The sequence below is a fragment of the Alphaproteobacteria bacterium genome (assembly GCA_005883305.1).
Lineage (GTDB): Bacteria > Pseudomonadota > Alphaproteobacteria > Sphingomonadales > Sphingomonadaceae > Allosphingosinicella.
On record VBAC01000001.1, the window covers coordinates 2,434,091 to 2,456,993 of the forward strand.

The following is a 22,903-nucleotide window of genomic DNA, read 5'->3' on the forward strand; positions in this document are numbered from 1 at the left end:
TCGCCGGTGACGGCGGGGGCCTTTTTTCGTCTCAGGCCGCGCGGCGCCCTTCGGCGGGCCCGCCGCCCGCCGCCGCGAGCAGCCGCTGCTGAAGCGCCTTGAGCCGCTCGGGCCGGTCGATCTTCGAGCCGTCGAGCTCCGTCAGATAGAAGACGTCGACCGCCCGCTCGCCATAAGTGGCGATGTGCGCGCTGTGGATCGTCGCTCCGAAATCGGAGATCGCCCGGGCGAGCTCGAACAGCAGAGCCGCCCGGTCGCGGGCATTGACCTCGATCACCGTGTAGCGGTTCGAGGCATGGGCGTCGGCGAACACCGCGGGCGCGATCGGAAAGGCCTCGGCGCGGCGAAGCGGCAAGGCGCGCGCGGCGAGGCGGTCGGCCGAGGGCTCCTGTCCCTCAAGCGCCTCGAGCACCGCCTTTTCGAGCCGCGCGAGCTGGTGGGAATCGGCGAACGGGCCGCCGCGCGAATCCTGAACGAGGAAATTGTCGAGCGCCATGCCGTCGGTCGTGGTGTGGATTCGCGCGTCGATGATGTTGCCGCCGGCCAGGCTGATCGCTCCGGCGAGGCGATAGAACAGGCCGGGCCGGTCCGAGCCGTATATCGAAACCAAAGTCGCCGAGCGTTCGGTTCGGACGGTCGTCGCGACGGGCCTGGCGCCGGGTTCGCGCTCGAGCCGGTCGATCAGCCGCGCATTGGCCTCGAGCGCCTCGGGCGGCTCCGCCAGCCAGTAGCTGTCAGGCAGGTTGAAGATATAGCGGGCGAAGCGGCTCGCGCTCCAGCCGAGCGTCTCGAACAACGAGTCCTGGACCGCGGCGATGCGCTCCTTGCGGCCCTTCTGCTTGTGGCCGAGCCGGAGCAATTCCTCGGCGGCGTCGAACAGGGTGCGCAGCAGCTGGCGCTTCCACCCGTTCCACGTGCCCGGCCCGACCGCTCGGATGTCGACCACCGTCAGCAGGAAGAGCAGCCGAAGCCGCTCGAGGCTCGCCACGGCGCCGACGAAATCCTCGATCGTCTTGGGGTCCGAAAGGTCGCGCTTGAACGCCGTTGCCGACATCAGCAGGTGCCGGCGCACCAGCCAGGCGACGGTCTCGGTCTCCGCGGCGCTGAGGCCGAGGCGCGGGCAGAGCGCCAGCGCGACCTCCGCGCCGAGCAGGCTGTGGTCGCCGCCCCGCCCCTTGGCGATGTCGTGAAGCAGAACCGCGACATAGAGCGTGCGGCGCGAGGCGATCTGCCGGGTCAGGGTCGTCGCCAGCGGATGATCCTCCCTGAGCAGCCCGCGCTCGATCTTCGAAACGAGGCCGATCGCCCGGATCGAATGCTCGTCGACCGTATAATGGTGGTACATGTCGAACTGCATCTGGGCGACGACGCGGCCGAAGTCGGGAACGAAGCGGCCGAACACCCCGGCCTCGTTCATCCAGCGCAGCACCGTTTCGGGATCGCGTGGGCTGGTCAGGACGTCGAGGAACAGCGAATTGGCCTCCGGGTCCTCGCGCACCTTGGCGTCGATCAGCTTGGCGCAGCGCCCGGCGGCGCGCATCGCCAGCGGGTGGATTTCGAGCTCGTAGCGGTCGGCGAGCGCGAACATCCGGATCAGCCGCACGGGATCCTGGCTGAGGAAGTCGTCGTCGGGAATGGCCAGCCGCCCGCGGTCGAGCATGAAGCCTTCGAGCTTGCCGGGCCTGCGGCGGAAGGCGGGGAAGCCGAAGCGGCGGCCGCGCCCGGCGAAGCGTTCGTCGAGATGGGCGAGGAAGATGCCGGTGAGGTCCCCGACCGTCTTCACGTGCAGGAAATAGTGCCGCATGAAGCGTTCGACCGGCGATTTGCCGGGCCGGTCGGCATAGTTCATCCGCGCCGCGATCTCGCGCTGATAGTCGAAGGTCAGCCGCTCCTCGGCGCGCCCGGCGATCAGGTGCAGGTGGCAGCGCACCGCCCACAAGAAGCGCTCGGCGCGGCGGAACTGGCGAAGCTCCTCGGCCGAGAACAGGCCGGCCTCGACGAGGTCGCCGGCGCCGTGCAGGCGATAGGCATATTTGCCGATCCAGAAGAGCGCGTGGAGATCGCGCAGGCCGCCCTTGCCCTCCTTGACGTTTGGCTCGACGACGTAGCGGCTGTCGCCCATCCTCTTGTGGCGCTCGTCGCGCTCGTCGAGCTTCTCCTTGACGTAGGGCGCGACCGTTCCGGCGACGACTTCCTTCCAGAAGCGCGCCACGACCTCGTCGAACAGGGCCTCGTCGCCCCACACGTAGCGGGCCTCGAGAGTCGCGGTGCGGATCGTCTGGTCGGCGGCCGAAGCGCGGATCACCTCGTCGACGCCGCGCGTGGAATGGCCGATCTTGAGGCCGAGGTCCCACAGCAGATAGAGGATCGCCTCGATCGCCGTCTCGGTCCACTGGGTCGGCTTCCACGGCGTGACGAAGGCGAGGTCGACGTCGGAATGGAGCGCCATCTCGCCGCGCCCGTAGCCGCCGACGGCCATCATCAGCAGCCGCTCCGAGGTCGTCGCATTGCCGAGCGGATGGAGCCGGAGCGTAACGTGATCGAAGGCGAGGCGAAGGACCTGGTCGGTCAGGAAGGCGTAGGCGGCGGCGGCCTCCGTCCCCGCGTAGGGCTTGTCCGCAAGCCGCCGAGCGATTTCCTCGCGGCCGGCGACAAGCGCTTCCTTCAGGATCTCGGCCGCGGCCTTGCGGTCGGTGCCGTCGAGCCGCTCGGCGATCGCCCGCCGGTCGATGATCTCGCGGCGGCTGGCGACCGGAGTCATCCGCCGTCCGCGGAGAGCAGGCGCTTGAGCCGGTAGACCAGCTCGAGCGCCTCGCGCGGGGCGAGGCTGTCGGGGTCGGCCTGCGCAAGCGCCTCGCGCACCGGGTCGGCCGCGGGCGGCTCGGCCTCTGCGGCGGCGAACAGCGGCAGGTCGTCGAGGCCGGCGGCGATCCCGCCGGTGGCGGCGCGGCCCTGCTCCAGCTTGGCGAGCACAGATTTGGCGCGGGCGAGGACCGGCGGCGGAAGGCCGGCGAGCTTGGCCACCGCGATTCCGTAGCTGCGATCCGCCGGTCCCTCGGCGACCTCGTGGAGGAGGACGAGATCGCCCTTCCACTCGCGCGCCCGCACATGGTGGAGCGACAGCGCGTCGAGCCGCTCGGCGAGGCGCGTCAGCTCGTGATAATGGGTGGCGAACAGGCAGCGGCATTTGGCGCGGTCGTGGATCGCCTCGACCACCGCCCAGGCGATGGCGAGGCCGTCATAGGTCGATGTGCCGCGGCCGACCTCGTCGAGGATGACGAAGCTGTTCGGCCCGGCCTGGGCGAGGATCGCCGCCGTCTCGACCATCTCGACCATGAAGGTCGAACGGCCGCGGGCCAAATTGTCCGAAGCGCCGACGCGGCTGAACAGCCGGTCGACGAGGCCCAGCTTCGCCCGCGCCGCCGGCACGTAGGAGCCGGCCTGGGCGAGCAGGATAATCAAGGCGTTCTGGCGCAGGAAGGTCGATTTGCCGCCCATGTTCGGGCCGGTGACGAGCCACAGGCGCGAGTCTTCGGAAAGCTTGCAATCGTTGGCGACGAAGCGCGCCCCGCCGGCCTTCAGGGCGTCCTCAACGACCGGGTGGCGGCCCCCCTCGACCTCGAAGCAGGCGTGGTCCTCGAAGCGCGGGCGGCACCAGCCGCGCTCGGCGGCCCGCTCGGCGAGTGCTGCGGCGACGTCGAGCCGGGCGAGCGCGTCGGCCGCCGCGGCGACCGGCTCGGCCCGGGCGAGCGCCGCTTCGCACAATTCCTCGAAATGCGCGGCCTCGGCGGCGAGCGCACGGGCCCCCGCCTGGTTCACCCGCTGCGCCTCGTCGTGCAGATCGGGGGCGTTGAAGCGGACGACTCCGGCGAGCGTCTGGCGGTGGGTGAAGCCCGAATCCGCGGCCATCAGCCTGTCGGCGTTGCGCGCCGGAACCTCGATGTGGAAGCCGAGCACGTTGTTGTGCCGGATCTTGAGAGTCGCGATGCCGGTCTGGCTCTTGTAGCGCGCCTCGAGCGCCGCGATCGCCCGGCGCCCCTCGCCGCCTGTCGCGCGCAGGGTATCGAGCGCGGCGTCATAGCCCTCGGCGATATAGCCGCCCTGAGCGGTGTCGATCGGCGGCGAGGGCACCAAAGCGCGCGACAGATGATCGACCAGGGCGCCGTGGCCGGTGAGCGCGGGAAGCAACCGGGCAAGAAGGGCGGGCGGCTCCGGCAGCATGGCGAGGCGGTCGTGCAGGTGCCGGGCCTCGCCGAGCCCGTCGCGCAACTGCCCGAGATCGCGCGGGCTCCCGCGGCCGGAGACCAGCCGGCCCAAGGCGCGGCCGATGTCGGGAAGAGCGCGAAGCTGCCGCCTGAGCCACTCGCGCGCGCCCGAATCGCCCTCGAACAAGGCGACGAGGTCGAGCCGCGCCTCGATCTTCGCCCTATCGAGCAGGGGGGCGCCAAGATCGGCGGCGAGCAGCCGCGCGCCGGCGCCGGTGACGGTGGCGTCGAGCGCCGCGAGCAGGCTCCCCGCGCGCGTGCCCGAGGCGGACCGGGTCAGCTCGAGGCTCTCGCGGGTCGCCGCGTCGATCATCATGTGATCGCCCGAGGAGAGCGCGACCGGCGGGCGAAGGAAGGGCAACGATTCGCGCGCGACCTCGTCGAGATAGGCGAGCAGCCCGCCGGCGGCGCACAGAGCCGCGCGGTCGAACTGGCCGAAGCCGTCCAGCGTCGCCACCTCGAACCGTTCCTTCAGCCGCCGCTCGGCCTGGATCGAATCGAACCCGCGCACCCATAGCTCGGCGCCGTCCAGCGCCTCGTTGGCGATGATCTCCGCCGCGCCCAGTCTGGCCAGCTCGGCGTCGAGCGCGCCCGGGGCGACCGAGGCCAGCTCGAACCGGCCGGTCGAAACGTCGGCGGCTGCGATGCCGTAGCGCTCGCCCACTTTGGCCACCGCGGCCAGCCAGTTGGCGGCGCGCGCGTCGAGCAGGGCCTCCTCGGTCAGCGTGCCCGCGGTGACGACTCGCACGATGGCGCGGTTGACGACCGATTTGCCGCCGCGCTTCTTCGCCTCCGCGGGGCTTTCGGTCTGCTCGGCGATGGCGACCCGGTGGCCGGCCCGGATCAGCCGGGCAAGGTAGGCCTCGGCGGCGTGGATGGGGACTCCGCACATCGGGATCGGCGCGCCCTCATGCTCGCCCCGCGCGGTCAGAGCGATGTCGAGGCATTGGGCCGCCACGCGTGCGTCGTCGAAGAACAATTCGAAGAAATCGCCCATCCGGTAGAACAGCAGAGAGCCCTCGGCCTCCGCCTTGAGCGCGAGATATTGCGCCATCATCGGCGTGGGTGCGTTCTCGGATTTCACCTTGGTGGCCACGCCCTACCGTTAAGGCTTTGCCTTGCTTCCGTCACGGCTTGAGTCCTAAGCGGGGCCACGAAACTGGGGAGAGACCTGTGAGCGAAGGCAGCAACGTCAAATTCTCGGAGGCCGAGGCGCTCGAATTCCATTCGATGGGCCGCCCGGGCAAGATCGAGATCGTCGCCTCCAAGCCGATGGCGACGCAGCGCGACCTCAGCCTCGCTTACTCGCCCGGAGTCGCCGTTCCGGTGCGCGCGATCGCCGCCAATCCGGGGCTCGCCTACGATTACACCGCCAAGGGCAATCTCGTCGCGGTCATCTCCAACGGCACCGCCATTCTCGGCCTCGGCAATCTCGGAGCGCTCGCGGCGAAGCCGGTGATGGAAGGCAAGGCGGTCCTGTTCAAGCGCTTCGCCGACGTCGATTCGATCGACATCGAGCTCGACACCGAGGATCCCGACAAGTTCATCGAGGCGGTGGCGCTGATGGAGCCGAGCTTCGGCGGGATCAACCTCGAGGACATCGCCGCGCCGGAATGCTTCATCATCGAGCAGGCGCTTCGCGAGCGGATGAACATCCCGGTGATGCACGACGACCAGCACGGCACGGCGATCATCAGCGCCGCCGGCCTTATCAACGCCTGCCACCTGACGGGGCGAAAGCTCAAGGACATCAGGCTGGTGGTGAACGGCGCCGGCGCCGCGGCGATCGCCTGCACCGAGCTCATCAAGGCGATGGGCGTGCCGCACGACCATGTCATCATGTGCGACCGCAAGGGCGTCATCTACCAGGGCCGCGAGGGGCTGGACCAGTGGAAGTCGGCGCACGCGGTGAAGACCGACCGGCGAACGCTCGAGGAGGCCTTGAAGGGCGCCGACGCCTTTTTCGGCCTGTCCGCGGCCGGTGCGCTCAAGCCGGAGATGGTCAAGGACATGGCCAAGAAGCCGATCATCTTCGCCATGGCCAATCCCGATCCCGAAATCTCGCCGCCCGACGCCAAGGCCGCCCGGCCCGACGCGATCATCGCCACCGGCCGCTCGGACTATCCGAACCAGGTCAACAACGTGCTGGGCTTCCCGTTCATCTTCCGCGGCGCGCTCGACGTCCGGGCGACGACGATCAACGACGCGATGAAGATCGCCGCCGCCAACGCGCTCGCCGAGCTTGCGCGCGAGGCCGTGCCCGAGGAGGTCGCCGAGGCCTATGGCAAGGCGCAGAGCTTCGGCCCGGATTACATCATCCCCGCGCCGTTCGATCCCAGGCTGATGGAGATCGTGCCGGCCGCGGTCGCCCAGGCGGCGATGGATTCGGGAGTCGCGCGAAAGCCGATCGAAGACATGGCCGCCTATCGCACCGCGCTCCGCTCGAGGCTCAACCCGACGACCTCGGTCCTCACCCTCGCCTACGAGGCCGCACGCGCCAATCCGCGCCGCGTGCTGTTCGCGGAAGGGGAGGAGGACGTGGTGCTTCGCGCCGCGATCGCCTTCCGCGACGGCGGCTACGGAATCCCGCTGCTGGTCGGCCGCGACGACGTCTACGATCGGCTCCGCTCGCTCGGGGTCGAGGACCCGCAGAGCTTCACCGTGTTCAACAGCCGCAACTATCCGCGCGTCCGCGAGATGTCCGACTTTCTCTACCAGCGTCTTCAGCGGCGCGGCTACATGCACCGCGAGCTCGAGCGGATCGTCAACCAGGACCGCAACATCTTCGCCTCGCTGCTGCTGCAGATGGGCGAGGCGGACGCGATGATCACCGGAGTCACCCGGCCCTACGCGCAGAGCTATCGCCAGATCCGCCGCGTGCTCGATCCGCAGGAGGGGGTGACCCCGTTCGGAATCCACCTGATGGTCGGCCAGTCGCACACCGTCTTCATCGCCGACACGACGGTGACCGAGCGGCCGACCGGCGAACAGCTCGCCGAAATCGCCGTGCAGACCGCGCAGATCGCGCGGCGAATGGGCCACGAGCCGCGAGTCGCCTTCCTGTCCTATTCCAATTTCGGCAATCCGGAGGGCAGCTTCCTCGAGCGCATCCGCGACGCGGTGAAGATCATGGACGGGCGAAGCGACGTCGACTTCGAATATGAAGGCGAGATGTCGCCCGACACCGCGCTCGATCCGGAGCTTCAGAAGCTCTACCCGTTCATGCGCCTGACCGGGCCGGCCAACGTGCTCGTCATGCCCGGCCTTCAGACGGCCAACATATCGGCCAAGCTGATGCGCGAGCTCGGCGGCGACGCCGTGATCGGGCCGATGCTTGTCGGAATGGAGAAGCAGGTCCAGATCGCCCCGATGTCGGCGACCGCCTCGGACCTGGTGACCCTGGCGGTCCTCGCGGGCGGACGGGTGGTGCGCTAGAGGAAGATCGCCGTTAACTGCCTCTCCCCGCTCATCCTGAGGAGCCGTTGAGCCTGTCGAAACGGCGTCTCGAAGGACGGTCCTTCGAGACGGGCCCTCGACAAGCTCGGTCCCTCCTCAGGATGAGCGGTTCAGCATAGGCCGATCATGCTTTAGCGCCTTACCGCCCGTTGGGATTGTCGGACGTCGGCGCGCTTCGGCCGGCCTGGCCGACCGCGCCGATATTGCCGAACAGCTCCTGGAGCAGGTTGCTGTGGCTTCCGAGCGTCGGGGTCTTCTCGTTGCTCGGATCGATGTTGGAGACCAGCTCCAGGCCGCTTCGGGTGACGCTCTCGACATTGCCGCTGGCGTCGAAATGGACTCGAAGCACGGTCTGCTCGTGGGGGCGCGGCATGTTGAAGGCGAGCTGGCGGGTGGTGCGCGACACGTAATACCAGTCGCTCTGGTCGAACTGGCCGACGAAGGTCGGCCGGCCGAGCGTGCCCTGGACCGATTCGCGATTGTCGACTCCGGGCTGGATCGCGGCGACCAAAGGCTCGTCGACCAGATAGCCCTGATGGTCGACGACGCGCGTGCAGCCGCCGAGCAGGGCCGCGGCGAAGGCGACCGCGACGAGAGCGCGCGAGCCACGAGGGAAGGTCATGTTGAATTCCATCTCCTGATCGCCCGCCGCCGCTCGAACGAGGGCTGCGGGCTTGACTAGCCATTCCAATATGAACATCGCCCAACCGGCGCAAGCCGCGCGGTAAGACAGAGGCGCGATTGTCCTTTCTGAAGCACATCTTCGGCGAGAAGAAAGAGCGCGCCGCGCTGGCGCCGCTCTACCGCGCGGCCGTCGCCCGGGGCCGCGATCCCTTCTGGTATCGCGAAGGCGGCGTTCCGGACACGCTCGACGGCCGGTTCGACATGGTCGCGGCGGTGACGGCGCTCGTCCTGCTGCGCTTCGAATCGCTCGGCGAAGCGGGGAAAAGGCCCGCCGTCGTCCTCACCGAGATCTTCATCGACGACATGGACGCGACTTTGCGCCAGATCGGCATCGGCGACTATGTGGTGGGCAAGCATGTCGGGCGGATGATGAGCGCGCTCGGCGGCCGCCTCGCCGCCTTCCGCGCCGCCGGCGGCCGCGATTTCAAAGAGGCGGTGCGGCGCAACGTCTTCCATGAGGCGGCGCCTTCGGAAGAGGCGGTGGCGCTGGTGGCAGGGCGCCTGCGAACCTTCGCCGAATCTCTCGACCGGACCGGGCTTGAGGCATTGCTCGCGGGAGAGCTGCCGTGAGCGAGCCCGAATTCAGCCGCCTCGTCCGGCTCGATACGCTCGGCGAAGGCGAGCGTCGCATGCGGATCGAGGCGGAAGAGGGCGAACGGGCCGCGCTCGCCCGCCGCTTCGGCCTGGTGGCGATCGACCGGCTCGCGGCCGATTTCACGCTCAGGCGCCGCGGCGAGGAGGTGGCGATGGCCGGCGCGCTCTCGGCGGCCGTGGTCCAGTCGTGCGTCGCCACCGGCGTCCCGCTGGAGGCCGCGCTCGACGAGCCGTTCGAAATCCTCTTCCGCCCCCAGCCCGAGGCTGCGAGCGGCGAGGAGGAGGTCGAGCTCGACGATTCCGAGCTGGACGTCGTCTTCTACGACGCCGCGGCCGTCGACGCCGGCGAGGCCGTGGCGGAAACCCTGCTGCTGAACCTCGATCCCTATCCGCGCGCGCCCGGCGCCGAGGAGGCGCTCAGGGCCGCCGGCGTGAAGAGCGAGGAGGAGGCCGGCCCCTTCGCCGCGCTGGCCGGGCTCAAGGACAAGCTCAGGAAGGACTGACGCAAACCCCCGTCATTGCGAGGAGCGGAGCGACGCGGCAATCCAGCTGGCCTCCGAGGCAGAACTGGATTGCTTCGCTTCGCTCGCAATGACGGGCAGGCCCTAAAACGGAACGTCGTCGTCGAGGTCGCTGTCGAAGGCGGGCTGGGGGCGGGATTGCGGGCGGGCGCCGCCGCCGAAATCGTTGCCGCCGGTGTCGGCGAAGTCGCCGCCGCCGCCGCCATAGCCGCCGCCACCGCCGCCCCGGCTGTCGAGCAGGACCAGTTCGCCGCGGAAGCGCTGGAGCACGATCTCGGTCGAATATTTGTCCTGGCCGCTATTGTCGGTCCACTTGCGGGTCTGGATCTGGCCCTCCAGGTAAACCTTCGAGCCCTTCTTGAGGTAGGACTTGGCGACCTTGCCGAGATTCTCGTTGAAGATGACGACCCGGTGCCATTCGGTCCGCTCCTGGCGGTTGCCGTCCCGGTCCTTCCAGCTCTCCGACGTGGCGACTCGCAGGTTCACCACCTCGCCGCCATTGTTGAGGCTTCGCGCCTCGGGGTCGTCGCCGAGATTGCCGACCAGGATCACCTTGTTCACGCCCGCCATTCTATCCTCCGGAAGCTATATGCGCCCGGCATAGGCCAAGCCGCCCCGCGTCTCAATGGACTCAGGCGGCGGCCGGCCGGCGGTGAATGTAGAGGAAGCCGATCGCCAGAAGCGCCGCCATCGCCCCCTGCGCGAGCATCGATTCGAGCGTAGGGAAGAGGCCGAGCATCGGGCTTCGCGGCCAGCCGGCGAGCGGCGTCACTCCGATCATCCCGGCTTCCTGGAGCGCGGCGACGCCCTTGCCGGCGAGCACCACCGCAAGCACCGCGATCAAAGCCGCCGAATAAGCGAAGAATTGGGCGATCGGCAGCCGGGCGCTGAGGCGGAGCATCGCCCAGGCGATCAGGCCGAGCAGCACCGCGCCGACGGCGACTCCGGCCGCGAGCGGCGCTCCGTTGCCCTCGCCGCCCATCGCGGCGAAGAAGATGATCGTCTCGAACACCTCGCGGTAGACGGCGACGAAGGCCAGCAGGAACAGGAACCAGGCCGATCCGCGGGAGAGCGCCTTGTCGAGCTTGTCGCGGACATAGGCCTGCCACGCGCCGGCCTGCGCCTTGCCGTGCATCCACACGCCGACGAAGAGCAGGATCGCGGCGGCGAGCAGGGAGCCGAAGCCTTCGGTCAGCTCGCGGCCGGCGCCGCTGATGGTGATCAGGTTGCTCGCGATCCACCAGGTGGCGATTCCGGCGGCGAGCGCGACGATCCACCCGCCATGGACCCAGCGCAGCATGTCGCGCCGGTCGGCCTTCCTCAAAAAGCCGATCATCGCCACCACGATCAGCAACGCTTCCAGCCCCTCGCGCAGCAGGATGGCGAGCGCGCCGAGGAAGGTCGAGGCGGCGCTTCCCGCTTCGGGCGCGAGCGCGGTCTCGGCGCGGGAGAACAGGGCTTGCAGCCGCTCGACCCGGGCTGCCACGTCGGCAGCCGGCGCGCCGCGGCCGATCGCGGCGCGAAGGCCGCCCATCTCGGTCTCGACCTCGGCGACCAGCCCGCCTTCGCGCGCATTGAGCACCGCCTCGACCGGCTCGAATCCGTCGAGATAGGCGGCCAGCGCCAGCTCAGCCGCGCGGTCGCGATTGCCGCTCTGGTAGGCGGCGAGGCTCTGGCGCAGCAATTCGTGGGCGATACCCAGCGTTTGGCCGCCCTCGCGCCGGGCGACGGCGCCCGGATCGGAGCGGAGATAGGCGATCACCGCGCTCGCTTTCTCCTCGCCGACCTCGCGGGAGAGCGCGGCGGGGGTGATCGAGACGAGCGCCTCCAGATTGGGAATTCGGGCGCGCAGCGCCGGATCGGCCTCCCAATAGCGGCGGCCGGCGGCGGCCAGCGCTTCGGGATAGGCGAAGCGGCCGGTCTGGAAGGCGAGCGCCCAGCGGTCCTGCTCGGGAAGCTCGGCGAAGCTCTGCATGGCCGTGCCTTCGAGTCCCTGGCCGATCACCTGGAAAAGCGCGAAGCTGCTCCGCTCGCGCGCCCGGGCGCGATCGGCGAAGGCGACCGGCGCCGGATCGAGCTGGCGGGCCATGGGCGTGTCGGCCGCGCCGGTGGCGCCGTGACAGGAGGCGCAACGCTGTGCGTAGAGCCGGGCGCCGGCGGCGAGATCGGGCGCCGCGGAGGGCGCGCGGGGCACGGGATAGGCGGCAAGCAGGTGGGTTCCGAGCGCCTGGGCGAGCCTTTGCACTTCGGCCGGCGGCGCCTTGCGCGCGACCGCCGCCTCGACTCCGCGCGCCTCGGCGGTCAGCGCCGCTTGCCCGGGCCGCGCGGGCAAGGCGGCGATCCGCTGTGTCACGCTGGATGAGAATTCGCGCATCTCGGCATATTCGGATGCGCTAAGCACCCGCCCGTCCGGCCCGACCGCGCCGGCATAGTCGACCGCCATGTAATCGAGCAGCCGCCACGCCACCTGCGCGCCCTGGCCCTGGGCGAAAAGCGGCGCTGGCAGAAACAGGAGGAGCAGTGGCAGGAGCCCTCGCAGGCTCGAAAGACTAAAGCGCATGAATCCCCGCACGAAGGATGAGACGCACCAACGATTAGAGAAACTGCAACTGATTATCAATAGCGACGGCCCAGGGCCGCGGCTACCGGATGGGAGTCGCTGAGGCGCGGCCGGCCGGCGAACCGCAGCAAAGCGAAGCAGGTTCAAGATCACCGAAATGGCATTTGCCACGGAGCCAAAAAAGACAGCTAATAAACTGGATTCGGCCAACTTTAGCGATACTGTGGACCATCTCTGTCTTTATTGGCACAATTCGGCTATAGCCGAGTCGATTTGCGGCGGAGGAAGAAATGTCAGCATCGCACAAGGACAAGACGGAGAAGCCGGCCGACTCGACAATCGACGTGACGCGCCTGGCGGAATCGATGGCCGGGCTGGCGGTGAGCCGTCCCACTTGCGAGCGTCTTCATGCCGCGGTGGGCGAGGTTTTGCGGCGGCGCTGCGGGGAGAAGCTCAACGCGTTGCCCCATCTCGACAAGCCGCACAGCGGCTGCAAATGCACCGGCAAGGCGGACGACGTGCCCTTCATGGCCGATCTGATCGTCCTGATCGACACCAGCGGATCGATGTCCGACGAAGCGGGGGCCGTCAGCGCAGCGGCCGCGGCGGCGGTCGAAGGCGCGAAGGCGCGCTGCAAGGTCGATCTCAGGATTCATTATATGGGCATTGAGGGGACCTGGCCCGGGACAGTCTTCACCACCGACTATCTTGCCTATCTCAAGGGGATATTGAATCCCGATCCCGCCTTCGAAACCGACAATCCGACCGACGGCTATACCGGCGAGGAGGGGGCCAACGGGATCGAGGATCTTGCCAAATATTTCGATTGGCGGCCGGATGCCTGCCGGGCGATCTTCTACATCAGCGATGAGGAGCTCGACAGCATCAGCCCCCTCGGCGACGCCGCCAACGAGGCGCTGCAGGTCAGCAAGGCCATTGCCGCCTGCAAGGCGAACGAGGTCGCGGTCTTCGCCCACCATATCACCAATCAGCACCGCGGCCCCGCCGTCGTCCAGAACTACAACGATCTGTGCAACCAGACCGGCGGGCGCGCCTATTTCAGCGATACCGCGTCGCGCGCCGAATATGAGGACATGCTCGCCGAGGCCATTTGCGCGTCCTGCGGCCTGCCGCGATGCGAAGAGATCGAGACACCCAGGCTCGAACCATGCCTTTCGGTCAGTTGGGGGGACAGCCGCTGCGATTGCTTCGAGACCGACGATACTGAAATCGTCTGCATCACGGCCTGCAATTGCTACTCCAACGTCGCCTTCAGCAACCTGACCATCGAGGCGGTTCTCGTCACCGGTCCCGGCGCCTCCTCCGTGCCGACACTGCCGGATGGCACGCCTTCGGTGCAGATCGCTCCGTTGGGGCCGATCTGCTTCGGCACCGTGCCTCCCTGCCGCGACGATGTCGCCGGCTGCGTCTCCCGCGAGTTCGTCATTCGCACCCGGGGCGCCCGTCCGGGGGATTATGAGGTGCACCTGCTCGGCGTCTGCTACGATGTCGTTTTCCATTACGACATGCGCGACAGCTTCAAATTGGTGCTGTGCAAGGATTGACGATCCGCGCTCTCCGGACGGAACCAGGCGGACGCTAGACCGCCGGGTAGCGGAGCCTTCCGAGGAAGCGGCTTAGGCTCGGCAGCCGCTGCTTCGTTCCGCGCCAGCGCGCCTTGGCTTTTTCGAAGCGCATCACCTCGTCGATCCGGCGATCGAGGAAGAGGCGGGTCTGGGCGTAGTCGGCGCTGTCGTCGTCGAGGAAGACGAGGCTGGTCGCTCCATAGACTCCGAGCAGGATCGCGCGCTTGGAATAATGGTTGAAGTCGGTCGCCATGTCGCCGGCCACGCGCCAGATGCGGTCCGCCCCGCGCCAGGCGAGCCTTGCGCCGGCGATCGCATTCTGGGGCATTGCGAGGATCGAGAGCGCGCGCCTCAGCGCCTCGCGGTGCGGCGCCGTCGCCTCGAGCCTGAACAGGATCAGTTCGCGAATCCTCTCGCGGATCTTCATCGCCGCGATCCGCTCCGGCGGAAAGGCGAGCAGCATCGCCTTGTCGATCCAGTCGAACCAGGCGTCGATCATCTCGACCGCGCCGCCCGGAAAGGCAAGCCGCGCGCGGTCCGCCGGCACGCCGATCTCGCCCGCGGCCATGGCGATCGCCGCATCGCTCCATCCGTCGAACGCGGCATGGGCCGGCAGGCGCGGCGCGAGCTCGGCGCGAAGCTCGTCCAGATTCATGTCGGCGGGCGCGATCATGAAGGCCAAATGATCGTCGCCGCCCAAGGATGCAAGAAAATGATCGTGGAGTGTATTGACGTTCAGCTTTGCTGATCCCTCCCCCTGAGGGGGAGGGTAGGGTGGGGGTTTACGGAGTTCGTGGTTTTCCGCCGACGCCGGAACCCCTCACCCCAACCCTCTCCCCATGGGAGAGGGAGCAGCATCGCGCCGAACGCCGATCCGTCCTAGTCACCGCGCCGCAATGCTCTCGCCCGCGCAACCGCCCGCCCGAGCGCCGCCGTCACCATCGCGCCCTTCATCCGGTTGCCGTCGTTCGCCCGCATTCCCACCAGCTCGTCCGGGATGATTCCGCGCACCTCGTTCGATCCGTCGGCGCGTAGCCTGACGCAATCGGGAAGCTCCAGGGTCGCGCCGCTGTTGCTCAGGACCGTGGGCGTGCCGCCATTGGTATGGCCGCAGCCCGCGCCGCCCGTGCGCGCGCCGAGGATGATCGCCGCGCGATTGTCCTGAAGCACCGCCGCGAACTCCTCCGCGGCCGACCATGTCTCCTGGTCGACGAGAACGATCAGCGGCCCCTGCCAGACATGATCGCGGTAGGGATGCTGGGCCGGGCTGAAGATATAGGGCGCCCATGGGCGGCCGGCGAAGGCTCCGGCGGGCGCCGCGCCGACGAGCCCGGTCGCATAGCCCGCCTCGACCAGCCGGGGGCAATCGGCGCCTTGCGAGCAGGGTCCCGCTCGGCGCTCCGCCGCCTCCGCTTCCGCCGCCCAGGCGAGCAGCCGCGCGCGATCCGCGGCGCCGGCGGAAGCGGCCTGTTCGCGCAACAGTGCGGCGAGCTCGCGCCACTGTCGCGCCCAATGCGCGCCGCGGACGAAGGCCCGCCGCTCCGAGGTCAGCGGCACCGGGCTCACGCTTCGCGCCGCCGCCTCCGCCCACTCCGATCCCCCGCCATTGCCGCTGATGTCGACCATCAGCACCGTCGCGCCGGCCGCGCGCAGCCGCTCGATTCGCGCCTCGAATTCGGCCATCATCCGCCGATAGGCCCAGGTGAGAATATGATCGGTGCATTCGTCGTCGCACGGCCGGTCCGGATCGATGGCGAGCGCCGCGATCGCGCCTTCGCACCAGCCGGGGCCGCCCTGCGGCTGGAAGATGCCGATGCGGATGATTCCGATCCGCTCGCCCCCCGCGGCGACCATACCGGTGGCGAACATCTCGCCGCCCTCGACCGGCCGATAGCCGGCCAGCGCCGGCGCGACTCCGGGCGAGCTCTGCCCCGAATCATAGCCGAGCCGACGGCATAGCGCCGCCGGGCCAGTGGCAGGAGGCACGGCTGGCGCCACGGCCGCCGAGGGCGCCGCCGGCCAGCGGATCGCGACATGGCCGTCGCCGATCCTCTGAACGAGGCGGTCGAATGCCGCCCGCGCCCCGCCGTCGTCGCGCGCCGCTCGGATGCGGGAAGCGGCGCGATCGAACAAAGCGTCGAGATCGACCTCGCGCTCCTTCGTCAGCCAGTCGAGATTGGCATATTTCTCGTCGAGCGCCGAGCGCATCTGGGCGAGGTCGGCGAGCCAGGGGTCGGGAGACCAGGCCGGGTTTTGCGCCGCGGCCGCCGCCGCAAGCCAGGTCGCCACGACAAGGCCGAACAAGGTCCGTTTTCGCATTCCATTCCCCCCTCGGGCCGAGCGGAGATCATGGCCAAGCCCGCGCGAGCGTCAATATCGGACCGCCGCCTCGCCCCCATTCTTGCGCTCGGGAACGCGGATCAGAACCAGGGCCGCGCAGATCAGCAGCGCGCCGATCCAGTCCTGGCTCGACAGCCGCTCCTGGAAGGCGATCCAGCCGATCGCGGCCGAGGCGATCGGCTGGGTGAGGAAGCACAGGCCGGTGACGACCGGCGAGAGATGGCCCATGGCGTAGACCAGCAGCCCCTGGCCGATGAGCTGGCTGCTCACCGACAAGGCGATTACCGGCGCCCAATCCTGCGGCATGACCGGCTCGCCGATCGCCAGCGCGAAGATCAGGATCGGAAGCGCGCCGCCGGCGGTGGCGATGGCCAGCACCGGCCAGGGCTTCATCGTCTGCCGCGCCCTGTCCACCGCGACGAGGTAGAAAGCGTAGAACAGGCCGGCGAGAAGCGCGAGCAGGTCGCCGGCGAAATGCGCGCGCGACATTTCGTAGCTGTTGCCGATGAGCAGGACCGTGCCGACCGCGGCCAGCGCGAGCGCCGCTAGCTGGACCGCCCGCGGCGCCCGGCGAAGCAGGATGAAGCCGTAGATGGTGAAGATGAAGCTTGCGAAATTGCCGAACAGGGTCGCGTTGGCGAGCTTGGTGCGAAGGATCCCGGCATGCCAGGCGGCGAGATCGGCGGCGAAGAAGATCCCGCCGATCGCCACCGCCGCGACCAGGGTCCAGGCCGGGAAAGGCTGCCCGCGCTGCTGGCGGACGGCGATGAAGGCGAGAAAGGGAAGCGCCAGCGCCAGCCGCCAGAATCCGGCCGCCACCGGCCCGATCGCCGCCTCCTGCTGGCACAGCCGCACCAGCCACGGCCCCGCCGCCAGCACGAGATTGGCGACGATCAAAGCGGGGAAAGCGAGCCGGGGCGGGTTGTGCATTGCATTTTGCAACCCTTATATCCTTCCGCACCGCAGCATTTTTTCGAAAGGCCGCCATGCCCTCGCTGTTCGATCCGATCAAGCTCGGCGCCGTAGAGGCGCCCAACCGGGTGCTGATGGCGCCGCTGACCCGCGGCCGCGCCACCCGCGAGCATGTCCCGACCGAATTGATGCGGACCTATTACGCCCAGCGCGCCGCCGCCGGCCTGATCATCTCCGAAGCCACCGGCATCAGCCGCCAGGGCCTCGGCTGGCCCTACGCGCCGGGCCTGTGGACCGACGAGCAGGTCGAGGGCTGGAAGCCGGTGGTCGAGGGCGTGCATGAGGCCGGCGGCCGGATCTTCGCCCAGCTCTGGCACATGGGCCGGGTCGTCCATTCCAGCATGGGCGGTGCCCAGCCGGTCTCCTCGTCCGCGACAACCGCTCCGCACAAGGCCCACACCTATGACGGCCGCCAGCCCTACGAGGAGGCCCGCGCGCTGCGGCTCGACGAGATCCCCGATCTGCTCGGCGACTATGAAAAGGCCGCCGCCAACGCGCTGCGGGCGGGCTTCGACGGGGTCCAGATCCACGCCGCCAATGGCTATCTGATCGACCAGTTCCTGCGCGACGGCGCCAATCGTCGCGGCGACGATTATGGCGGAAGCATCGAGAACCGGATCCGCCTTCTGCGCCAGGTGACCGCGGCGGTCGCCGACGTGGCCGGCGCCTCCCGAACCGCCGTCCGCCTCTCGCCCAATGGGGATTCGCAGGGCGTCAACGACAGCGACCCCTACGCGCTCTTCCCGGCCGCGGCGGCCGCTCTGTCGGAGATCGGCATCGCCTTCCTCGAGCTTCGCGAGCCGGCCCGCGACGGCACGTTCGGCAAGGCCGAGGTCGATCCGGTCCACCCGCACATCCGCAAGGCCTTCGCCGGCCCGCTGGTGCTCAATTCGGATTACCGGCTCGAGCGCGCCCAGGCAGCGCTCGATTCGGGCGAGGCGGATGCGATCGCCTTCGGCCGCACCTTCCTCGCCAATCCCGATCTGGTCGAACGGCTGCGCGCCGGCGCCCCGCTCAACGACGACGTCATGGCTACCTGGTACAGCCAGGGCCCCGAAGGCTATGTCGATTATCCGGCTCTCGGTTAATCCTCGCCTCCCCGCGCTTTCGCGAGAGGAGCTAGGCTGAGAATCGCTCCTTGAGCGCGAGCATCGCCAGCGCCGCTTTCGCCGCCTCCCCGCCTTTGTCCTTGTCGGCGCGGTGCGCCCGGGCCAGCGCCTGGGCCTCGTTCTCGACGGTCAGGATTCCGTTACCGATGGCGAGGCCGTCGAGAGTCAGCGCCATCAAAGCCCGCGCGCTTTCCCCGGCGACGATCTCGAAATGATAGGTCTCGCCGCGGATCACGGCGCCCAAAGCGACATAGGCGTCATAGTCCGATCCCTCGGCGGCCAGAGCGATCGCTCCGGGCACCTCGAGCGCTCCGGGGACGGTGACCACGTCGACTTGGTGGCCCGCGAGCGCCGCCTTCGCGCCATCGAGCAACAGGTCGTTCAGATGGGCGTAGAAGCGCGCCTCGACGATCAGGATACGGGCCATGGTCTAGCGCTCCATCGCGATCGGCCGCTCGCCGACGATGGCGAGGCCGTAGCCGCCCAGCGCCACCGGCGTATGGTGGCTGTTGGTCAACAGGATCATGTCGTGCACGCCGAGCTCGGCGAGGATCTGCGCGCCGACGCCATAGTCGCGAAGCTCGGCATATTCGGCCGGGCCGGCGGCCCCCGCGCGCACTCTCAGCGCGTCGGTCATCGCGCCTGGCATCGGCCGGTTGATGACCACGATCACTCCGGCGCCTTCCTCGGCGATCGCCTTCATCGCCCCTTCGAGCAGTCCGCCGCGCGCGCCCTCCTCGGCGAAGGCGTCGGACAGGATCGACAGCGCGTGCATCCGAACGAGGGTCGGCTTGCCCGGATCGACATGCCCCTTCACCAGCGCGATCTGCTCGACCCCCGAAGCCTTGTTGAGGAAGGTCCGCGCGGTCCACGTCCCGCCCCAGCGGCTTTCGAAGCGCGCCTCGGCGGTCTGCTCGACGATCCGGTCCTTGCGCAGGCGGTAGGCGATCAGGTCGCGAATCGTTCCGATCCTCAGGCCATGGAGCCGGGCGAAGGCGAAGAGGCCGTCCATCCGCTCCATCGATCCGTCGTCGGACATGATCTCGCAGATCACGCCCGACGGATTGAGCCCCGCCAGCCGCGCCACGTCCACCGCCGCCTCGGTATGGCCGGCGCGCACAAGCACGCCGCCGTCGCGCGCGACCAGGGGAAAGACATGGCCCGGCGAGACGATATGCTCGGGGCCCTTCGCCGCGTCGACCGCGACCGAAATGGTCCGCGCCCGGTCGGCGGCGGAGATCCCGGTGGTGACTCCTTCGCGCGCCTCGATCGAGGTGGTGAAGGCGGTGCCGAGCCTCGTCCCGTTGGTCCGGCTCATCGGCTCCAGCGCCAGCTGCCCGGCGCGCTCGCGGGTCAGCGCGAGGCAGATCAGGCCGCGGCCGTGCTTGGCCATGAAGTTGATCGCGTCCGGAGTCGCCATCTGCGCGGGGACGACCAGGTCGCCCTCATTCTCGCGGTCCTCGTCGTCGACCAGGATGAACATCCGCCCGTTGCGCGCCTCGTCGATGATCTGTTCGGCGCTGGCCATCACCCCGCTCGATCCGCTGGCGAGGAATTTCTCGAGCTTCAGCAGGGTGTCGGCGGTCGGATTCCAGTCCTCGTCGCCGAGCTTGCGAAGGGAGTTGGGATGAAGCCCGGCGGCGCGCGCCAGCCCGGCCCTGCTCATCTCGCCCTCGGCGACGAGCTCGCACAGGCGATCGATCAACAGGGTGCTCATGCCATTCGCCTATCACACTGCAATGTGATCAGCCAATATGAAATCACATTATGCGTTGCGCGCTTCCATCATCCTGCCGAGATAGCGGGCGAGAATGTCGATCTCGATATTGATCTGCCGGCCCACGCCGACGCTGCCGAAGCTGGTCTGCTGCGCCGTGTGCGGGATGATGTTCACGCCGAACGCGACGCTGCCGTCGCGCCGCGTGCTGACCTCGTTGACCGTCAGCGACACCCCGTCGAGCGCGATCGACCCCTTGGCCGCGATGTAGGGGGCGAGCGATGCGGGGGCGGCGATCGCGATCTGCAGCGAATCGCCCGATGGATCGGCCGATGTCACCTCGCCGACGGCGTCGACATGGCCGGTGACGATATGGCCGCCAAGCTCGTCGCCGACCTTCAGCGCGCGCTCGAGGTTGAGCCTTGTGCCCTCGGCCCACATGCCGGAGGCGGTGCGGCTCCGGGTCTCGGCCGAAACGTCGACCGCGAACCAGCCCTCTCCCTTGCCGACCACCGTCAGGCAGACGCCCGAGCAGGCGATCGACGCGCCGAGATCGATGGCGCTCGTGTCGTAGCCGCAGGCGATCCTGACGCTCAGGTCCCCGCGCGCCTCGACCGCCTCGATCCGGCCGACGTCGGTGACGATCCCGGTGAACATTCGTCGCGTCTGCTCCCTTTCCGCTCATCCTGAGGAGCCGTTGAGCTTGTCGAAACGGCGTCTCGAAGGACGCACAGTGATGGTCCTTCGATACGGGCCTTCGCGGGCCCCATGAAAGTAATACTTTCATGGGAACCCTCCCAGGCTCAGTCCCTACTCAGGATGAGCGGGCTTGGCATGCTTTTCCCTGAGCCGCTCGTAGACTTCGAGCCGGTCGCTGCCAAGCTGGCGCGAATCGGTCATCCGCCAGCGCTCGTGAGCGTCGGCGATCGCCTCCAGGCCGAGATAGCCGACCGACGATTTGCCCTCGCCGATCAGGATCGGCGCGCGGTAGACCAGCAGGCGGTCGACCAGATCGGCGGCGAGGAAGGCGGTCGCGGTCGCCGATCCGCCCTCGACCAGCAGGTCGTTGACGTCGCTCAGGCCGTAAATCTCCTCCGGCGCGCCGATCCGGCTCCAGCCCTCCACGGCGTCGCCGCGCGTGAGCAGGGCGCGGCGCGGCGAGCGATCCTCCAGCCCCGGCAGCCGAACGTCGAGCTTCGGCGCGTCCGCCTCGTAGGTGCCGCGCCCGACCAGGATCATGTCGCTGCGCGCCCGTTCGAGGTGGACGTGCGCCCGAGCGTCCTCGCCGGTGATCCACTTGCTCTCGCCCGAGGGCAGAGCGATCCTGCCGTCGATCGACATGGCGAGCTTCAGGGTCACGTAGGGGCGGCCGAGGCGCAGTCGCGTCAGGAAGCCGGCCATCGATCGCCCGGCCTCCTCCGCGCCCGGGCCGGTCTCGACCGCGATGCCCGCCTCCCGAAGCCGGGCGATCCCGGCACCGTTCGTTCGGGGATCGGGGTCGCCCAGCGCGATCACCACCCGCGCCGGCGCGGCCGCGGCCAGCAGCTCCGAGCATGCCGGCCCGCGTTCGCTGCGGTGGGCGCAGGGCTCGAGCGTGATATAGACGGTTGCGCCTTCGGCCGAGTCCCCCGCCTGTTCCAGCGCCATCGCCTCGGCGTGGGGGCGGCCGCCGGGCTGGGTCCAGCCGCGCCCGATCACCACCTCGTCCTTGACGATCACGCAGCCGACATTGGGATTGGGCGCCGTCCGTCCGCGCCCGCGGTCGCCTAGCGCGACCGCCGCTTCCATCCAGCGCTCGTCGCTCAAATGCCCAACCGGTTGAGATTCTCGTCGAGCCGCTGGAGCTGGCGGCGATGCTCCTCGATCGCCGCGTCGCGCTCCGCCTTGTCGGCCTTCTGCTTGGCCACGATTTCGGCGTCGGTGCGGTTGGCGGGCCAGGAATCGATGAACATCACCTGCTCGCGAGTCTCCCCCAGGGTCTTCGAATCGAGATAGAAGACGAGCACGATCCCGCTCGCAATCCCGACCGCCAGCGCCGCCGCGATCCAGCTGTGGCGCGGCTTGTCGGTGAAGAAATTCCGGAGGTCGGACCAGAGCGCGCGGGGGGATGCGGGGCGGGGAAGCGGCATCGCGCGAAGATAGTGGACAGGCCCCCGGTGCGCCAGTGCTTGACCCTTAACCATTTCGGCGCATCATCCCGCCTCATGAAAAGGATAGCCCTCGCCCTCCTCCTCGCTGTCGGCGCCGCGTCGCCGGCCCTCGCCGACGAGCGGCATTACCCGCTGACCGATTTCGACCGGGTGATCGTCGAGGGCCCCTATGTCGTCCACATCGTCGTCGGCCGGGCGACCGCGGCGACCGCGACCGGTAGCCGCCAGGCGCTCGATCTGCTCGCGCTCGACCAGCAGGGCCAGATGCTGCGCATCCGCCGCAACCGCACCGCCGCGGCCGGAACCCCGGTCGCCGCCGGCGGAGTCGTCCATATCGAGCTCGCCGCGCGAAGCCTTCGCTCGGCGCGGATCATCGGCCCGACCCAGCTTGCGCTCGAAGGCGCGCGGGGAATGAACCTCGAGCTCAGCGTCGAAGGCAGCGGCTCGCTCCGCGCCGCCGGGCTCGACGTCGAGAATCTCTCGCTCGCTTTGCTCGGTTCGGGCGGCCTCGACATTTCCGGGGCGACCCGGGCCCTGACCGGCAACTTCCAGGGAACCGGCGAGATCGCCGCCGGCGCCCTGCGCGCCTCGCGCGCCTCGGTCGTCTCCACCAATAGCGGGGCGATCACGCTCACCGTCAACGGCCCGGCGGCGGTGACCTCGAACGGCCTCGGCGAGATCCACGTGCTCGGCCGTCCGGATTGCACGATCCGCGGCATGACCCCCGACGTCGTCGCCTGCGGCGGCGAGGGCCTGCACCGATAGCTGGGCAATGGCCGTGATCGTCAAATGGAGTCATCCCGGCGGAAGCCGGGACCCATGCACACCGACGAGTGAGAAGTGTCGCAAAGTCCGGAGCTTCTGGGGGCAATGCCGAGCTCATGGGTCCCGGCTTCCGCCGGGATGACTCTGTAACTAAACGAAACCGCCCGGGCTCATTGAGTACCGC

General features: G+C 69.0%; 18 protein-coding genes. 6 read left to right on the forward strand and 12 right to left on the reverse strand.

The window, feature by feature from the left end; genetic code table 11:
- Positions 1 to 31 precede the first annotated feature (31 nt).
- The gene (locus E6G92_12145; protein ID TMJ20454.1) at positions 32 to 2,761 is read right to left on the reverse strand and encodes a [protein-PII] uridylyltransferase; all 2,730 of its coding nucleotides are present in this window, start codon (positions 2,759 to 2,761) and stop codon (positions 32 to 34) included.
- Complete coding sequence (gene mutS, locus E6G92_12150; GenBank protein ID TMJ20819.1) at positions 2,758 to 5,322, reverse strand: DNA mismatch repair protein MutS; 2,565 nt, start codon at positions 5,320 to 5,322, stop codon at positions 2,758 to 2,760. Before mutS ends, E6G92_12145 begins: the two co-directional genes overlap by 4 nt.
- Positions 5,323 to 5,495: 173 nt before the next feature.
- On the opposite strand from mutS, the gene E6G92_12155 reads away from it, so the two are divergent.
- Positions 5,496 to 7,700, forward strand: a complete 2,205-nt coding sequence (locus tag E6G92_12155; protein ID TMJ20820.1) for an NADP-dependent malic enzyme — start codon at positions 5,496 to 5,498, stop codon at positions 7,698 to 7,700.
- Positions 7,701 to 7,860: 160 nt separating this feature from the next.
- Here the strand turns inward: E6G92_12155 and E6G92_12160 are convergent, their stop codons facing one another.
- Positions 7,861 to 8,355, reverse strand: coding sequence for an outer membrane protein assembly factor BamE (locus tag E6G92_12160; GenBank protein ID TMJ20455.1), 495 nt, complete (start codon positions 8,353 to 8,355; stop codon positions 7,861 to 7,863).
- A gap of 107 nt (positions 8,356 to 8,462) precedes the next feature.
- Here E6G92_12160 and E6G92_12165 point away from each other — a divergent pair, with 107 nt between their 5' ends.
- Together E6G92_12165 and E6G92_12170 are read left to right on the forward strand one after the other, a co-directional pair.
- Positions 8,463 to 8,975, forward strand: coding sequence for a ubiquinol-cytochrome C chaperone (locus E6G92_12165; protein ID TMJ20456.1), 513 nt, complete (start codon positions 8,463 to 8,465; stop codon positions 8,973 to 8,975).
- Positions 8,972 to 9,502: a DUF177 domain-containing protein gene (locus E6G92_12170; protein ID TMJ20457.1), complete on the forward strand. Its 531-nt coding sequence runs from the start codon at positions 8,972 to 8,974 to the stop codon at positions 9,500 to 9,502. Before E6G92_12165 ends, E6G92_12170 begins: the two co-directional genes overlap by 4 nt.
- 102 nt (positions 9,503 to 9,604) lie before the next feature.
- Here the strand turns inward: E6G92_12170 and ssb are convergent, their stop codons facing one another.
- Together ssb and E6G92_12180 are read right to left on the reverse strand one after the other, a co-directional pair.
- The gene (gene ssb, locus E6G92_12175) at positions 9,605 to 10,090 is read right to left on the reverse strand and encodes a single-stranded DNA-binding protein (GenBank protein TMJ20458.1); all 486 of its coding nucleotides are present in this window, start codon (positions 10,088 to 10,090) and stop codon (positions 9,605 to 9,607) included.
- Between the two features lie 61 nt (positions 10,091 to 10,151).
- Positions 10,152 to 12,080, reverse strand: coding sequence for a c-type cytochrome (locus E6G92_12180; protein ID TMJ20459.1), 1,929 nt, complete (start codon positions 12,078 to 12,080; stop codon positions 10,152 to 10,154).
- 290 nt (positions 12,081 to 12,370) lie between these two features.
- Between E6G92_12180 and E6G92_12185 the strand changes: the two genes are divergently transcribed.
- On the forward strand, positions 12,371 to 13,645 hold the full coding sequence (locus tag E6G92_12185) for a hypothetical protein (GenBank protein ID TMJ20460.1): 1,275 nt from the start codon (positions 12,371 to 12,373) through the stop codon (positions 13,643 to 13,645).
- A gap of 34 nt (positions 13,646 to 13,679) precedes the next feature.
- On the opposite strand, the gene E6G92_12190 is transcribed toward E6G92_12185, so the two are convergent.
- From E6G92_12190 to E6G92_12200, 3 genes are all read right to left on the reverse strand, one after another.
- Positions 13,680 to 14,321, reverse strand: coding sequence for a COQ9 family protein (locus E6G92_12190; GenBank protein TMJ20821.1), 642 nt, complete (start codon positions 14,319 to 14,321; stop codon positions 13,680 to 13,682).
- 224 nt (positions 14,322 to 14,545) lie between these two features.
- Positions 14,546 to 15,985, reverse strand: a complete 1,440-nt coding sequence (locus tag E6G92_12195; protein TMJ20461.1) for a hypothetical protein — start codon at positions 15,983 to 15,985, stop codon at positions 14,546 to 14,548.
- 51 nt (positions 15,986 to 16,036) lie between these two features.
- Positions 16,037 to 16,936, reverse strand: coding sequence for a DMT family transporter (locus tag E6G92_12200; protein ID TMJ20462.1), 900 nt, complete (start codon positions 16,934 to 16,936; stop codon positions 16,037 to 16,039).
- Between the two features lie 56 nt (positions 16,937 to 16,992).
- Between E6G92_12200 and E6G92_12205 the strand changes: the two genes are divergently transcribed.
- Complete coding sequence (locus tag E6G92_12205) at positions 16,993 to 18,066, forward strand: alkene reductase (protein ID TMJ20463.1); 1,074 nt, start codon at positions 16,993 to 16,995, stop codon at positions 18,064 to 18,066.
- A 31-nt stretch (positions 18,067 to 18,097) separates the two neighbouring features.
- Here the strand turns inward: E6G92_12205 and E6G92_12210 are convergent, their stop codons facing one another.
- The 4 genes from E6G92_12210 to ribD form a co-directional block, all read right to left on the reverse strand.
- Positions 18,098 to 18,514 (reverse strand): 6,7-dimethyl-8-ribityllumazine synthase, encoded by a 417-nt coding sequence (locus E6G92_12210; GenBank protein ID TMJ20464.1) that lies wholly within the window; start codon positions 18,512 to 18,514, stop codon positions 18,098 to 18,100.
- A 3-nt stretch (positions 18,515 to 18,517) separates the two neighbouring features.
- Positions 18,518 to 19,804 carry a 3,4-dihydroxy-2-butanone-4-phosphate synthase gene (gene ribB / locus E6G92_12215; GenBank protein TMJ20465.1) on the reverse strand — a complete coding sequence of 429 codons (1,287 nt, stop codon included), beginning with the start codon at positions 19,802 to 19,804 and terminating at the stop codon, positions 18,518 to 18,520.
- Positions 19,805 to 19,852: 48 nt separating this feature from the next.
- Complete coding sequence (locus tag E6G92_12220) at positions 19,853 to 20,461, reverse strand: riboflavin synthase (GenBank protein TMJ20466.1); 609 nt, start codon at positions 20,459 to 20,461, stop codon at positions 19,853 to 19,855.
- 153 nt (positions 20,462 to 20,614) lie between these two features.
- On the reverse strand, positions 20,615 to 21,592 hold the full coding sequence (gene ribD / locus E6G92_12225) for a bifunctional diaminohydroxyphosphoribosylaminopyrimidine deaminase/5-amino-6-(5-phosphoribosylamino)uracil reductase RibD (protein ID TMJ20822.1): 978 nt from the start codon (positions 21,590 to 21,592) through the stop codon (positions 20,615 to 20,617).
- A gap of 65 nt (positions 21,593 to 21,657) precedes the next feature.
- Here ribD and E6G92_12230 point away from each other — a divergent pair, with 65 nt between their 5' ends.
- Positions 21,658 to 22,719 (forward strand): hypothetical protein, encoded by a 1,062-nt coding sequence (locus E6G92_12230; protein TMJ20467.1) that lies wholly within the window; start codon positions 21,658 to 21,660, stop codon positions 22,717 to 22,719.
- Positions 22,720 to 22,903 lie beyond the last annotated feature (184 nt).

Bases quoted from the DNA above. Each gene is read 5' to 3' on its own strand.
- E6G92_12210 (TMJ20464.1), bottom strand. From the start codon at position 18,514: ATGGCCCGTATCCTGATCGTCGAGGCGCGCTTCTACGCCCATCTGAAC.
- E6G92_12155 (TMJ20820.1), top strand. From the start codon at position 5,496: ATGGGCCGCCCGGGCAAGATCGAGATCGTCGCCTCCAAGCCGATGGCG.
- ribD (TMJ20822.1), bottom strand. From the start codon at position 21,592: ATGGAAGCGGCGGTCGCGCTAGGCGACCGCGGGCGCGGACGGACGGCG.
- mutS (TMJ20819.1), bottom strand. From the start codon at position 5,322: ATGATGGCGCAATATCTCGCGCTCAAGGCGGAGGCCGAGGGCTCTCTG.
- E6G92_12220 (TMJ20466.1), bottom strand. From the start codon at position 20,461: ATGTTCACCGGGATCGTCACCGACGTCGGCCGGATCGAGGCGGTCGAG.
- E6G92_12230 (TMJ20467.1), top strand. From the start codon at position 21,658: ATGCTCCTCGATCGCCGCGTCGCGCTCCGCCTTGTCGGCCTTCTGCTT.
- E6G92_12195 (TMJ20461.1), bottom strand. From the start codon at position 15,985: ATGCGAAAACGGACCTTGTTCGGCCTTGTCGTGGCGACCTGGCTTGCG.
- E6G92_12185 (TMJ20460.1), top strand. From the start codon at position 12,371: ATGTCAGCATCGCACAAGGACAAGACGGAGAAGCCGGCCGACTCGACA.
- E6G92_12205 (TMJ20463.1), top strand. From the start codon at position 16,993: ATGCCCTCGCTGTTCGATCCGATCAAGCTCGGCGCCGTAGAGGCGCCC.
- E6G92_12190 (TMJ20821.1), bottom strand. From the start codon at position 14,321: ATGAATCTGGACGAGCTTCGCGCCGAGCTCGCGCCGCGCCTGCCGGCC.
- E6G92_12160 (TMJ20455.1), bottom strand. From the start codon at position 8,355: ATGGAATTCAACATGACCTTCCCTCGTGGCTCGCGCGCTCTCGTCGCG.
- E6G92_12200 (TMJ20462.1), bottom strand. From the start codon at position 16,936: ATGCACAACCCGCCCCGGCTCGCTTTCCCCGCTTTGATCGTCGCCAAT.
- E6G92_12180 (TMJ20459.1), bottom strand. From the start codon at position 12,080: ATGCGCTTTAGTCTTTCGAGCCTGCGAGGGCTCCTGCCACTGCTCCTC.
- ribB (TMJ20465.1), bottom strand. From the start codon at position 19,804: ATGAGCACCCTGTTGATCGATCGCCTGTGCGAGCTCGTCGCCGAGGGC.
- E6G92_12145 (TMJ20454.1), bottom strand. From the start codon at position 2,761: ATGACTCCGGTCGCCAGCCGCCGCGAGATCATCGACCGGCGGGCGATC.
- ssb (TMJ20458.1), bottom strand. From the start codon at position 10,090: ATGGCGGGCGTGAACAAGGTGATCCTGGTCGGCAATCTCGGCGACGAC.